The organism is Methanobacterium sp. (assembly GCA_016222945.1).
Taxonomy (GTDB): domain Archaea; phylum Methanobacteriota; class Methanobacteria; order Methanobacteriales; family Methanobacteriaceae; genus Methanobacterium_D.
The window spans coordinates 386817-401368 of record JACRPY010000004.1 but is presented as its reverse complement, the minus strand read 5'-3'; the positions used below and the strand labels follow the sequence as shown (position 1 = coordinate 401368).

The window sequence follows — 14552 nt, the reverse complement described above, 5'->3', positions numbered from 1 at the left end:
TTTTAAAGTAAATACTTATTTTTTTTTAAATAGTAATTTTTAATATAAACCTTAACCATAAAAGGATTTAGGTGAGATAAAATGATTGATGTAAGTATAATAGGGGCAAGTGGTTATACTGGAGGAGAACTCCTACGTTTTTTAAAAAATCATAGTAATGTTAATACAATTACTGCAACATCCAGACAGTACAATGGAATTAATGTATCAAAGGTCCACCCACATTTAAGAGGAATGGATCTCAAATTTAGAGATATTTCTCCAGAAAAAGTTGATTCAGATATCGTTTTTACAGCAACACCACATGGTGCATCAATGGATATTGTTCCAAACTTAATTGAAAGAGATATTAATGTAGTTGATTTAAGTGGTGACTACAGATTTGATGACATTGACATATACGAAAAATGGTATAATTTAAAGCATTCAGCTCCACTTAATGCAGTATATGGACTTCCAGAAATTTATAAAGATAAAATAAAGGATGCTAACCTTGTTGCAAATCCTGGATGTTTTCCTACAGGCGCTATCTTAGCATCATTACCTCTTGCAAAGGAAAAACTAGTGGAAACGGTGATAATTGACTCAAAATCAGGAGTTAGTGGTGCAGGTATTAAACCAACAGAAGCTACACATTATCCTAATTGTGGCGACAATGTAATTCCTTATGCAATCATTAATCATAGACATATGCCTGAAATTCAACAGGAAGTGGCAAAGTTTGGTGATGTTAAAGTTTCATTTACTCCCCATCTTGTTCCTGTAATTAGGGGAATTTTAACAACAGTACACACCTTTTTAAAAGAAGATGTCACATCGGATTATGTAAAAGAAGTTTATGATGGCTTTTATGAAAGTAAACCATTTGTTAGAATTCTTGATTTAGATGAAATCCCAAGATTAAGTGCAGTTAGAGGATCTAACTATTGTGATATCGGATGCTTCCAAATAGACCAAAATGGGAGGATTGTTGTTATATCTGCCATTGATAATCTGGTTAAAGGAGCATCAGGACAGGCTATTCAGAACATGAATATAATGTTTGGTTTTGATGAAAAAGAAGCATTGGATATTGTGGGATTACACCCTTAAATTTGGCTTTATTGGGTTTAAATAAAATTTATTTTTTTATTCATCTTTTTATTAAATAAATAAAAACATGATTATAATTTTTTATACAAAACTGCAAACTGAATTATTTATCTAATACATTAAATATATATTAAAATAGGTTAAATAACATTCTAATCTTGAAAAACTACTAATAATTTGAATATTAATTATTAATTGGTGACAGAATGAAGACAATTATTCTTTATTATTCCAGAAGTAAAAAAACTTCTGAAGTTGCTGAAACCCTTGCAGATGAACTTTCAGCTGATATAATAGAAATTAAAGATTTAAAGGATAGGAAAGGCCCTTTAAATTATATAGCTACATCATTTGATGCTATGGCGGAAAACAAGACAAATATAATTCCATCAACTGTTGATTTAAGTGAATATGGTTTAGTGTATATAGGAACGCCAGTATGGGCTGGAAAACCATCTCCTGCTATAATTACTCTTATTGATAAATGTAATTTTCATGGTAAAGATGTAATATTATTTGCTACTCTTGGGAGATCAGGTGGCAGCAAAACTATTGAAAGACTGAGAGAAAAAATTGAATTAAGAGGCGGCAGAATGATAAACTCATTTTTAATGAAAACTGCAGGTAAAACGATGTATGAAATAAATGAAGAAACTAAAAAAACAGTTGGAGAAATGGATTTAAAAATATATGAATCATAGGTGGTCTAATGAAATTAGAAAAGATTATTGAATCATATAAACCATTAATAGCAATTCCCATTATCATTACATTGATTGCGGTGGGAATTTTAGCATTTAATGGTTTAAATCAGGGAGTTGATTTAAAGGGAGGAACTATAACAACAATAAATCTTCAAAAACCCCTAGATCAACCCCAGATAGAAAATCTGGTAAAAAATGGGCTTAATATAACTGAAATTAAAGTTAACTCTATTAACAGCACTACAGCTGCACTTACAATGGGTGGATCAGTTGATGTAATACAATTTACAAAAATCATGAATGGAACGGCTACTATAGCAAGTTATAGATCTATTGGTCCAGTTTTAAGTGCTCAGGCATTAAATCAGGTTTATTGGGCTTTAGCAATTGCATTTTTATTCATGTCTATTACAGTATTTATAATATTCCGGAACTTTGTGCCTTCAATGGCGGTTATTCTGGCGGCTTTATCAGATATTATAATTGCTGCCGCTGGAATGTCGTTATTTGGAATACCTCTTTCACTGGCATCAGTAGGTGCTTTGCTGCTTCTTATTGGATACAGTGTAGACACAGATATTTTGTTAACAACACGTGTATTGAAGCGTAGAGAAGGAACTATTACAGAAAGAGCATTAGATGCCATGAAAACAGGACTTACAATGGCTGCAGCAGCTATAGGTGCAATGGCAGCTTTATATATTGTTACAGTATTTTTCATACCTTCAGCAGAGGCACTGTCTAACATTGCTGCAGTTTTAATAATCGGACTTATAGCTGATGTTTTAGCTACATGGCTTATGAATCTTGGAATACTCAGATGGTACATGGAGAGTGGTCGCAGATGAGTAACATTATGGACTTTTTAAAGGATTATCGTGTAATCTTGCTTATTGTCCTTTTAATTGGAAGTATAGCTGTAATTTCAACATATGGTATACAACAAGGACTGGATTTGAAGGGAGGTTCTACAATTCAAATACATCTGGAAACTCCAGTTGATAAAGACACGATGAACAAGGTTACAACAGTTTTAGACAAACGTTTAAACACATTCGGTGTTAAAGATGTTAAGGTAATGGCCAGTGGAAATCAGGATGTAATTGTTGAAATAGCTGGAGTTAAACCTGATCAGGTGGCAGGTATTGTTGGAACACCAGGTAAATTTGAAGCAAAAATAGATAATAAAACTGTTCTTACAGGTACAGATATAGTAACAGTAAAAACTCCAGAAGTAACTGGAACTAAATGGGTTGTTCCGTTTACAATATCTGTTGAAGGGGCTAATAAATTTGCACAAGCTGCAAAAGGCAAAGCAGGAACCCCTGTTGACATGTATCTGGATGATAGACTTATAACTTCGCCTGAAGTGGGAGAAAATGTTGCAAATGGAGTACCTACAACTGATGTAGTAATTGAAGGTAATAATAATACTAGAGAGGAATCTTTAACTGAATCAAAAGGAATTCAAGCTGTTTTACAATCAGGTGCGTTACCTGTAAAAGTTCAAATTGTGGGAATAAGCAGTGTATCTCCAGAGCTTGGAAATCAATTCTTAAATGGGGCTTTAATTGCAGGTTTACTGGCATTAATTGTGATTTCAGTTATTATATTTGCTAGATATAGGACCCCCATACTTGTAATTCCTATAATCTTTACAAGTGTGGCGGAACTTATCCTTATCTTAGGAGCAGCTTCTATAATACATTGGAATATAGACTTAGCTGCAATTGCAGGTATTATTGCAGCTATAGGTACGGGAGTAGATGACCAGATAATTATAACTGATGAGGTCCTTAAAAAGGGAAAAGTGTCCAAGAGAAGAAGAGCAGGACTTAATATTAAAATGAAAGGTGCGTTCTTCATAATCTATGCTTCAGCAGCTACATTAATTGCTGCCATGCTTCCATTATTGTATATAGGATTTTCAAGAGGTTCCTCGGGAATAGGAATACTTTCAGGGTTTGCATTTACTACAATTCTTGGTGTACTTATAGGAATATTTATAACAAGACCAGTATATGCTAAATTCATTGAAAGATTTGTTGTAAAAGAATAAAACCCTCAAAAATCTTTGATTTTTTGGGCTTTCAAAAAACAAAGTTTTTTGATGCCCCAAACACGAAGTGTTTGAGGGTCCATAAAATCGAAGCCAACAAAACCGGAGGTTTTGTGGCACGAAATCTTCGATTTTGACAGATTTTAGGGCGATGTAAAAAATTTACATTTTTTTCTCTTTTTTATTTTTAAATATTTAAGGTTTCTTTTAAAGATAGAAAAAAGAGTGAATCATCAAAAAGATAAGTTAATTTCATTTATCCAAATTTTTTTATAATATAATGTAAAAAATAAATATAGAAAAGATTTATTGATTAATTTATTGGGGTGAAAAATTGAATAAAGGAATTATAGCAATAATTGCAGTTATTATTTTAGCTGGCGTTGGTTTGTATGTATATTCTTTACAAGGTTCTAATATAAATACAGGAAATAACACCACTCAGAATATAACAAATCCAAATAATACTCAAACAACACCTCAAAACCAAACTAATATCACTTCCGTCAACAATACACAAGTAAATAATAATATTAAGACCAATATATCCTCTGAACATGCAAAAGAAATTTCTTTGCAGTTTATAAATGAGCCTGGTGCATATCCTGGAAACCCTACTCTAAGTAAATTGCCTGATGGAAAATTAGTGTGGGATATACCAGTTATACAAAACGGTAAAATTGTTAGTGGAGTTGTTATAGATGCACAAACTGGTGCGAATTTAGGAGAGGGCCAAATATAATTTAAACAGATTTAAGGGCCTTTTTTTAAAAAATAATTTTTAATTTTTCCCATATTTTCTTCTTTTAATGGGAAAACAACTCTTTTTTCATTGTAGTAAAATATGAACCGGGAAATTGGTTCTCCAAATTCAACTTTTTCAATTTTAGAGAGTTCATATTTCGTAACTTTACCAGTTCTATCTGTTCCCCAGAATTTTTTTCTATATTCAATTAAATATTCATTTGTAATTTCAATGTCAAAGGAATCATCCTCTAAAAACATAACTGTATTTTTAAGGTCTTTATCACATACAAGACAATTTTCGGCATCTTTTGGATTTCCAACACCACATTCTGGACAGATTAAACTAAAAAAGTCTTTAATTTCATTATTTTCATTAGAATCCATTAAAACACCTTTTATATATGAGTTATAATTATTTTTTAAAATGTTGCCTTAAGTTGATTACATAACATTATTATGCCATTAAAATATATTTTTGTTCATTTTCATTGTTTTTAAACCAAAATTTATAAAAAAGTAAGTACTATTTTTATAAGATGATTAAGACTAAATATTAATATAAAAAAAATAATTTGCAGGTATAATATGAAAACACCAATAAAACTTAAAGTAAAACCAATAAGGAATGGTACGGTAATAGATCATATAACTGCAAACAGAGCGTTAAGTGTTCTTAAAATACTTGATCTACCTAACCAGAAAAATACAGTGACCATTGCAATGAATGTTTTATCATCTCAAATGGGAAGTAAAGACATAGTTAAAATAGAGGGAAGGGAACTGGCATCTAAAGAAGTGGATAAAATAGCATTGATAGCTCCTTATGCAACAATAAACATAATTAGGGATTATAAACTTGTAGACAAGGGAAAAGTCCATTTAATGAACAAGATAAGTGGAATATTTAAATGTCCAAACCCTAACTGCATAACCAATACAGATGAGCCTGTTAATACTAAATTTTTAGTAATTGAAAAGAAACCAGTTATTTTAAGGTGTTATTATTGTGAGCGAATTATGGAAGAAAGCGAAATCGAGGCTCAATTTTAATTATTGTTTTATTTCTAAGGTGTTTTAATGCAAAAAGCTTTAATATTATTTTTAATTTTTATTATTTTCATTTTAGGAGCATCAGCCAGTATGGTTTTTAGTGCTGCTTCAAATAACGCCACAAGTAGTTATTCAGCAATCAACATTCCAACAATTTATATTAGTAGCGATAATTTTATTTCAGAAAGTACGGATAAAGAGATGCTTAAAAGAATTAAAAATGCAATATCTAGCTCTGCAAATGTTATTATTGACCCAAATTCACCAAATCCTGGAGAAGCACCTCGGGCTGTAAAAAATGCTCCTAATGGAACTGCAGCATATATCGCAGCTGCAGATCCAGGATCCATGTTTGATCTTGTAATCGGGGTTAAAAATGGTTATTTAAAATCAGAAGCTCAAAAATTAGATGCAATTGTGTTTATAAATTATGGTAGTGTTGATTTAGAAAATATTAGTTATATTCCAAGGTCCTATGATGATAATTATTCAAGTCCATATTTTGCAGGTTTATATTCTCCAGCATCTTTTTTAGATAGTGCAGGGATTGATTTAATACAGCCTAATGTTGGAACATCATCACAACAGGAAGAAATAAATAAAATTGCTAAGGGCCTGGTTAATGTAGCGTATTCTTCCAATAAAAAGTTTTTAAATTCTGGCTATAATTCTTTACTTGTAGGTATTCACCAAATGAATCCTACAGAACTGGCACCAAGTTCTCAAGATGTATTGAATGGAAAAAATCCTAAAATAGGATATTCTAAATGGATGTATTTAATATCCCAATATGTAAGTGGTTATCCACTAAAAAATGCAACTTTAGATTTCCAAAACAGTGCTAATTCAGGGGAAAGCACTTATTTTGGAGTTCTTACAATAAATGAATACAGGGATGTTGGAAAGGCGGTTTATAAATATATGGAATCTAATAAAACTGTTCCTGATTCAATTAATGTTGATGGAAAAAAATTAAGAAAAGCTGATTTAGATTATTTATTTGCAAAATTAACCTATGACCACACAAGCAAAAAGAATATGACATTTCCTAAATACACGTTCATGAATAGTGCTTATGAACCTTTCGATGTTATAACTAAGTATTTAACAAGTGTATTTTATCAGATATTTGGCTAAATAACTTAAAAAGATTGTAAATTAAGTTTTAAGGTTTTTCTTGATAATTATCTATTCAAAAAAAATTATATTTAGCCGGAAAATGAATATAATGTTGAATATTAGTTTAAAAGGTGTTCCTATGGAGATATTGAAATACGAATTAACTAAAGGATCAAAAGATAGGGTTGAAATTATAGATATCACAAAGGATATTGATGATATTCTTGCTACGTGCAAAATAAAAGAGGGGATTGTTAATATTTTTGCTATGCATTCAACAGCAGGAATTGTGATAAATGAAAATGAATCACGATTGATCAAAGATTTTAAAAATGCACTTGAAAATTTAATTCCAGAAAATAAGAATTATGGGCATGATTTAATTGATAACAATGCAGATTCACATATAAGAACATTTTTTATAGGCAGTAGTGAATCAATTCCTATAGAAAATAATAGATTAAGCTTAGGAACATGGCAGAGAGTGTTTTTTGTGGAATTAGATGGTCCAAGAAACAGGAAATTTGTGCTCACAATTATTGGAAAATAAAAAAATAAGAAATAATTCAAGTTACAAATTAAATTCAAGTTCAAATGCAATAATAGGATATTCTAAGTTGAAATTAGTTATTACTTCAGGATTAACTTCTCCAAAAAATCCATTAACATTTAAATCAGCAGATTTCCAGTTATTTATTCCTCTAACCTTAGCACATCTGCCTTTTATAAATGAAGGATGTTGAAATGGTTCAACTTCCATCTTGAGCCCAATATTTACAAATAATGCATCAACAAAGGATTTAATTTCAGTAAAATTTGCATTAGAATGAGTTACAGCTCCAGCTAACTTTTTAACATCACGAGTGCAAGTTTCAGAGGTATCATCTAAAAATACTACATTACCCAGTTCAAAAATCTTTTGTGGAAGTTCTTCATGTTTATTATCCTCTAAAAATTCCATTAAACCTTGTAAAAGATTTTTTCTAAGCATGGTTCTATCAACAGATATTGGTTGGGCTACAGTAACCCTTTCATCTTCTCGAAGTTTCATATTTTTGTAATGCTGTTTTTCACTGGTTAACATGAGGCTCATTGTCTCTAAAAATCCCATTCCAGTCATTATTTCCCTTAAAAGATTATCAAATGTTTCTTTCTTATTTGCACGGGCTATAGTTGCAATTTCAGGTAATTCTGGTTCTAATTTCTTAAAACAGTAACCTATGGCTATGTTTTCTATTACATCAACTTCATGTAAAATATCTACTCTGTATGCAGGAATAATGGCCTGAATTATATCCTGAGTCTCAATTTCAGCTCCAATTCTAACTTTACTAAGATAATTTGCAACATCAAAAGCAGTTAAATCAATTCCAATAAGTTTTTCTGCATTTTTAATGTTTACTTCTTTTTTCTTTGGCATAAAATTAGGAGTTTGGACATTTCTATTATTGTAAACTACGTTTAAAGATTTTAATTTACCACCAGCTTCAGCAAATGAGGCCATAATAATATTAAGAGTGTAATTAACAGCTTTTTCATCAGTACCAGTTACATCAACCAATACATTTTTAGTATCTTCAGTGAGTTTAGTGAGTTCCCCATTAATTATAGGGGGCATTGAAAGCACATTATCATTAGAATCAACAATAAGTGGATATTTATCAAATCCATTAATTAAATGAGCATATTTAACTCCTTTTCCATGTTCTTGAAGTATTTCCTTTAAAGTCATCTCCTGAAGACATTCAAGAGGTACAAATGACTCTTTGTTTGGGTCCGCTGCTTTATAAAAGAAAGGAGGCTCAATCACATCTAAATTATGAATTCCAATAGCTACTTTTTTTCTATCTCTCCCTAAAACCCAGTGAAGGTCTTCCTGAAATTCCATGATTTGTTTTAACTTATTTCCAGTTAAATCAACACTCTCTACAATACCAAAAGCAATATATGGCCTTATATTTTCTAAATTGGAGTCTACTTCAACATTTATTTTAGATGTTTCAATATTATATTCTGGCAAGCCTTTTTCAAGGTTTAAAAAGCCTTTAAGTGTTCTTGCAACTCCTTCAACACTCAAATAATCAGGTCTGTTAGGGAAAAATTCTACTTTAACCTGTTTATCATCATAATCATCAATATCACTTCCAATCATAGGTAGAAGTTCTATTAACTTTTCTTTTGGAATTTCCATTCCTAATAATTCATAAAGGTCTTCATAATCAAATGTTATAACTGGCATATTGTCATCCTCAAAATTTTTATTAAAATTTTGTGGTTCGAAAAATCTACGATTTTTCTCAACCTCAATTTATGATAAGTAAAAATTGTTTTAACTGATTAATTTAATATATAAACTTGAAATTTGTTTTAGTTATATTTTATTCCATAAATCATTATATGAATTTGTATAGGTTTTATTATTTAAATAATTAAATAGATTCAATAGGTTAGTAAAGAAGGTGTTAACATAAGTGAAATTGATGATTTTAAAAAGCAGTTATCATTTAGTTTAAAGGAAAAAGAAATAATTGAACGTCTTAATATTCCTTATGATCTCTTTCTTCCCCTTATATTTTCTATAAAATTTGGAGGAGATTGGAGTCTTAAAATGAATTCAACAAAAGTAATGGCTGTAAAAGAAAAAATTACACGTTTTGATGAAGAAAAAATGTTAGGATATACTTTAGAAAACATGTTTTTGTTTTATAACCCTCATATAATAAGTCAAAATGGTTCAGTTTACAGGATGGAAAAATGTGGGAATAAAAAGGAAAGAGAAATTGTTAAAAGACCATATGGGGTTGTAATTGATGCAGAATATGCATTAAACGCTTCAATGAATCCTATGGATAAAAAAATTACATTAAAAAAGATTAAAGGACCTTTTAGGTTCACTGGCACAAATGCATATGGTATTTCCCATGAAATGGAACATTTATCAAGTAATGAATCCACTGGAGATTCAATTTTTGAATTTGAATATGAACTAGAAGAATAATGCTTTAAATATCTTATTTTAGCTTTTTTTAAAATAAAATTTAACCTAAAGGAGTTATAATAACTTAATTTCTAAAATATAGATATATTAACTAAATATACAACCAAAATTTATGAATTGAGGCTTAGTTTACCCAAAAAGATATTTTTATTACCTAAATTTATGATAAAAACTAATTTAAAAAATATGTCTCTCGAAAAGTATTTATAGAACCTCTAACCCACTGATAAAATACACAGATTATAGAGGTTGAAGAAATGCATAGCATTTCTGAACCACAATTTTAAAAAAAAATTGAGGTGATTATATGGCACAATTAGGTGGCAATGGCCAACCAATATTAATATTTCCAGAAGGTACTGATAGATTATTAGGAAGAGACGCTCAAAGAATGAATATTATGGCAGGAAAACTCCTTGCTGAAACCATTAGAACAACATTAGGTCCAAAAGGAATGGACAAAATGCTCGTCGATGGACTTGGAGACATTGTAGTAACTAACGATGGTGTAACAATCCTTAAAGAAATGGATATTGAACACCCAGCAGCAAAAATGCTTGTTGAAGTTGCAAAAACCCAGGAAGACGAAGTAGGAGACGGAACAACAACAGCAGTCATTATAGCTGGTGAATTACTCAAAAAAGCCGAAGAACTACTTGATATGGATATTCATCCTACAATTGTTTCAATGGGTTACAGACAAGCAGCAGAAAAAGCTCAAGAAATATTAAACCTTATAGCATTTGATGCTGATGACCGTGACACTCTCATAAAAGTCGCAATGACTGCAATGACTGGTAAAGGTTCAGAAAAAGCAAGAGAACCTCTTGCAGAACTTGTTGTAGATGCAGTTATGCAGGTTGAAGAAGATGGAGAAGTTGACACTGATAACATAAACATCCAAAGAATTTCAGGAGAATCAGTAGCTGAATCACAAATTGTAAATGGCATAGTTGTTGATAAAAGCAGAGCAGACCCTGGAATGCCAAAACAAATAGAAAACGCTAAAATAGCTCTCATTAAATATCCAATTGAAGTAAAAGACCTTGAAACCGATGCAAAAATCAGTTTAACCGACCCGGCACAAATGCAAGCATTCATTGAAAATGAAGAGCAAATGATAAAAGACATGGTAGACAAGATTATAGAATCTGGAGCTACTGTCTTATTCTGTCAAAAAGGTATAGACGACCTTGCACAACACTATTTAACCAGAAATGGTATTTATGCAATTAAAAGGGTTAAAAAATCTGACATGAGCAGACTTGAAAAAGCAACCAACGCTAATGTTGTTACAAACATAGACGACCTTAAACCAGAAGATTTAGGAGAAGCAGGCCTTGTATATGAAAAGAAAATATTTGATGAAATATTAACTTTCATAGAAGACTGTAAAGACCCAAAAGCTGTTTCATTAATTTTAAGAGGAAGCACAAAACACGTTGCAGAAGAAATCGAAAGAGCAGTAGACGACGCAATAGGTGTAGTTGCAGCAACAGTAGAGGATAAAAGTGTTGTAGCTGGTGGAGGATCACCTGAAATAGCAATATCTAAGGGATTAAAAGAGTATGCTGATACTATAAGTGGAAGAGAACAATTAGCAATTACAGCATTTGCTGAAGCATTAGAAGTTGTTCCAAGGACACTTGCAGAAAATGCTGGACTTGACAGCATTGATGCTATTGTAGATTTAAGATCAGCTCACGAAAAATCATTATACATGGGATTAAATGTATTTGAAGGAGAAGTCGTGGACATGTACCAAGCTGGTGTTATTGAGCCTCAAAGAGTTAAAAAGCAGGCTATTCAATCTGCTGCAGAAGCAACAGAAATGATACTCCGTATTGATGACGTTATCGCATCAACAGGCACTGGTGCTCCTGATATGGAAGGTATGGGCGGTATGCCTGGTGGAATGCCTCCAATGATGTAACCCTGCAAAAATTCATAGAATTTTTGTATGCCGAAAATCAAAGCATACGAAAATTTAAAATTTTCGTGGCATCAAAATTCGTAGAATTTTGAAAGATTTTCGAGCATTTAAAGGCTGAAGCCTTTAATTTCTTTTTATTTTTTTTAATTTATTTTCCATTCAATCAAAAGCTACTTTTTTCATTTTATCTTGCCTATTTATAGATAGATATATTTAAACTGAAAATTAATATTAAAACAAATATTAGGAAGCGATTAAATGATAGAATATGTTTTTGGTCTGGCAGTGAGGATTTTATTAACTGATGACGATGGTAAAATCCTAATTTTAAAGAGATCTACTGATTCTAAAACTAATTCTGGGAAATGGGAGCTTCCTGGAGGAAAAGTAGACCAGGGCGAATCTTTTGACCATGCACTTATAAGGGAAGTATATGAAGAAACAAAGCTAAAAGTTGCCTTAGATCATGTTGTTGGGGTTTGCCAGCAGAATTTACCATTCATAAGAGCTATTCACATTGTAATGTCAGGTAAAGCAGTAGAAGGTGAACTTACTATAAGTCCAGAACATGAAGGTTACGCATGGGTATTTTTTGAAGACCTTCAGCATTATGAACTTGCGGATTGGCTTGAAGATTTTGTTTTAAGGCAAATAAATCCTAATTATAATTCTGATGAGGATAATGGTGATAAAGGAACATCTGAAACTATTTTAAATCCTTTGAAGGGTTCTATTAAATCATCTATGGATAAAATTTTAGGTAAACACTAAATATTTTTTTTCATTTTTAAACAATCTTTTTTTACCACAGTCCATTGGAAAAAATTAATTTATAATGATTAATAATTATTTATAATGATTAATAATAGTAAAATATATATATTAAAAAGAACTAAGCAATTAGCATAGTTAGATAAAAGGTAAAAAAACGGTGGAAATAAAATGACATACGATACAGATGTCTTGTTAGAAGAAAAAAGAATCTTTAAGCCGAATAAAGAAGTAGTTGAAAGAGCCCATATAAAAAATTGGGAAGCAGAACTTGAAAAAGGAAAGGATATTGAGAAATACTGGGCTGAAAAGGCAGAGCAATTCGTATGGTTTAAAAAATGGGATAAAATACTTGATGAAAGCAATAAACCCTTTTATAAATGGTTTGTTGGAGGTAAAATTAATTTAGCTTACAATGCAGTTGATAGATGGATTCATACTGATAAAAGAAATCAAGTGGCAATTTTATATGTAAACGAACGAGGTGATGAAAAAAAAATCACCTATTACGAGTTATATAGGGAAGTAAACAAATTATCAAATGCCCTTAAAAATTTAGGGGTTAAAAAAGGAGATAAAGTATCAACTTACCTTCCAATGTGTCCAGAACTAATAATTACATTACTTGCATGCACAAAAATAGGTGCAATTCACAGTGTTGTCTATTCTGGCTTAAGTGTAGGTGCATTTGTGGAAAGAATAAATGATGCTAGAGCAAAAATCCTTATTACTGCAGACGGTACTTATAGAAGAGGTAAAATCATTGATTTAAAGAAAATTTCAGACGAAGCAATATTACAATGCCCTACAGTTGAAACAGTGATAGTTGTAAAACATACAGATATTCCCATAGAAATGTCTGATTTAAGTGGAAAAGAAATATTCTATGAAAGAATTATAGAAGGAGAGCCAGCAGAATTTGAAGCCGAACAAATGGATGCAGAAGATCCTTTATTTATATTATATACTTCAGGAAGTACAGGAAAACCTAAAGGAGTTTTACATACAACTGCCGGATACATGGTAGGAGTGGCTACAACACTAAAAAACGTTTTTGATATACATGATGGAGACCTTTGGTGGTGTACAGCAGACATTGGATGGATTACAGGACACAGTTATGTGCTCTACGGCCCCCTTCTTCTAGGTTCAACAACCGTTGTATATGAAGGAGCTCCAGATTACCCAAATCCGGGAATATGGTGGCAAATAGTAGAAAAATATGGAGTTACTAAGTTTTACACAGCTCCAACAGCCATAAGGCATTTGATGAGGTTTGGAAATAAATATCCAAATATGTATAACCTTTCATCTTTGAAAATATTGGGAACTGTAGGAGAACCAATAAATCCAGAGGCATGGATATGGTATTATAAAAATGTAGGTCAAGAAAACTGTCCAATTATGGATACTTGGTGGCAGACAGAAACAGGAATGCACATGATTTCACCAATACCATCCTCTCCACTAAAACCAGGATCAGCCACAAAACCATTGCCAGGAATAGATGCTGATGTAGTAGATAGTGACGGTAATCCAGTGCCACTCGGAAAAGGAGGGTATTTAGCAATTAAAAAACCATGGCCAGCAATGTTTAGGACCCTATATGAAGATGAAGAGAGATTTGTCGATGTTTACTGGAAAGAATTCCCTAAATGCGTATATAGGGCAGGAGATATTGTAAGAAAAGATGAAGACGGTTACTTCTGGATTCAGGGAAGATCAGATGATGTACTAAAAATAGCAGGTCATAGAATAGGAACTTCTGAAGTTGAATCTGCATTTGTAAGCCACCCTGCAGTGGTAGAAGCTGCAGTTATAGGAAAAGCTGATCCCATAAAAGGAGAAGTAATCAAAGCATTCTTAATATTGAAAGAAGGCAATAAACTTAAAACTAAGCTAATTGAAGAATTAAAAAAGCACATAAGATATGAATTAGGGCCTGTAGCTGTTTTAGGTGAAATTACACAGGTTGAATCACTTCCAAAAACACGTTCAGGAAAAATAATGAGGAGAATATTAAGAGCAAGAGAAAGAGGAGAAGAAATAGGAGATACATCAACACTTGAAGAATAAATA

14 protein-coding genes are annotated in these 14552 nt (G+C 31.5%); 12 read left to right on the top strand and 2 right to left on the bottom strand.

The window, feature by feature from the left end; genetic code table 11:
* The first annotated feature begins 81 nt into the window (after positions 1-81).
* From HZC47_07960 to HZC47_07940, 5 genes are all read left to right on the top strand, one after another.
* Positions 82-1092, top strand: coding sequence for an N-acetyl-gamma-glutamyl-phosphate reductase (locus HZC47_07960; protein MBI5680810.1), 1011 nt, complete (start codon positions 82-84; stop codon positions 1090-1092).
* Between the two features lie 206 nt (positions 1093-1298).
* Positions 1299-1793: an NAD(P)H-dependent oxidoreductase gene (locus tag HZC47_07955; protein ID MBI5680809.1), complete on the top strand. Its 495-nt coding sequence runs from the start codon at positions 1299-1301 to the stop codon at positions 1791-1793.
* An 8-nt stretch (positions 1794-1801) separates the two neighbouring features.
* Positions 1802-2644: a protein translocase subunit SecF gene (locus HZC47_07950; protein MBI5680808.1), complete on the top strand. Its 843-nt coding sequence runs from the start codon at positions 1802-1804 to the stop codon at positions 2642-2644.
* Complete coding sequence (locus HZC47_07945) at positions 2641-3855, top strand: preprotein translocase subunit SecD (GenBank protein ID MBI5680807.1); 1215 nt, start codon at positions 2641-2643, stop codon at positions 3853-3855. The genes HZC47_07950 and HZC47_07945 overlap by 4 nt, the downstream gene beginning before the upstream one ends.
* A gap of 334 nt (positions 3856-4189) precedes the next feature.
* Entirely contained in the window at positions 4190-4597 is a 408-nt protein-coding gene (locus tag HZC47_07940) for a PepSY domain-containing protein (protein MBI5680806.1), read from the top strand.
* Positions 4598-4608: 11 nt separating this feature from the next.
* On the opposite strand, the gene HZC47_07935 is transcribed toward HZC47_07940, so the two are convergent.
* Positions 4609-4986, bottom strand: coding sequence for a hypothetical protein (locus HZC47_07935; protein MBI5680805.1), 378 nt, complete (start codon positions 4984-4986; stop codon positions 4609-4611).
* Positions 4987-5187: 201 nt separating this feature from the next.
* On the opposite strand from HZC47_07935, the gene HZC47_07930 reads away from it, so the two are divergent.
* From HZC47_07930 to HZC47_07920, 3 genes are all read left to right on the top strand, one after another.
* Positions 5188-5652, top strand: a complete 465-nt coding sequence (locus HZC47_07930; GenBank protein ID MBI5680804.1) for an aspartate carbamoyltransferase regulatory subunit — start codon at positions 5188-5190, stop codon at positions 5650-5652.
* Positions 5653-5679: 27 nt separating this feature from the next.
* A complete protein-coding gene (locus tag HZC47_07925) occupies positions 5680-6789 on the top strand; it encodes a hypothetical protein (protein ID MBI5680803.1) in 1110 nt (369 codons plus the stop codon).
* A gap of 121 nt (positions 6790-6910) precedes the next feature.
* Positions 6911-7321, top strand: coding sequence for a YjbQ family protein (locus HZC47_07920; protein MBI5680802.1), 411 nt, complete (start codon positions 6911-6913; stop codon positions 7319-7321).
* Between the two features lie 21 nt (positions 7322-7342).
* Here the strand turns inward: HZC47_07920 and HZC47_07915 are convergent, their stop codons facing one another.
* Positions 7343-9010 carry a phenylalanine--tRNA ligase subunit beta gene (locus HZC47_07915; GenBank protein ID MBI5680801.1) on the bottom strand — a complete coding sequence of 556 codons (1668 nt, stop codon included), beginning with the start codon at positions 9008-9010 and terminating at the stop codon, positions 7343-7345.
* Positions 9011-9247: 237 nt separating this feature from the next.
* Between HZC47_07915 and HZC47_07910 the strand changes: the two genes are divergently transcribed.
* From HZC47_07910 to acs, 4 genes are all read left to right on the top strand, one after another.
* Positions 9248-9769: an ATP-dependent zinc protease gene (locus HZC47_07910; GenBank protein MBI5680800.1), complete on the top strand. Its 522-nt coding sequence runs from the start codon at positions 9248-9250 to the stop codon at positions 9767-9769.
* A gap of 307 nt (positions 9770-10076) precedes the next feature.
* Complete coding sequence (locus HZC47_07905; GenBank protein ID MBI5680799.1) at positions 10077-11702, top strand: TCP-1/cpn60 chaperonin family protein; 1626 nt, start codon at positions 10077-10079, stop codon at positions 11700-11702.
* 258 nt (positions 11703-11960) lie between these two features.
* Positions 11961-12473, top strand: a complete 513-nt coding sequence (locus HZC47_07900; GenBank protein ID MBI5680798.1) for an NUDIX domain-containing protein — start codon at positions 11961-11963, stop codon at positions 12471-12473.
* 171 nt (positions 12474-12644) lie between these two features.
* On the top strand, positions 12645-14549 hold the full coding sequence (gene acs, locus HZC47_07895; GenBank protein ID MBI5680797.1) for an acetate--CoA ligase: 1905 nt from the start codon (positions 12645-12647) through the stop codon (positions 14547-14549).
* Positions 14550-14552: the final 3 nt, after the last annotated feature.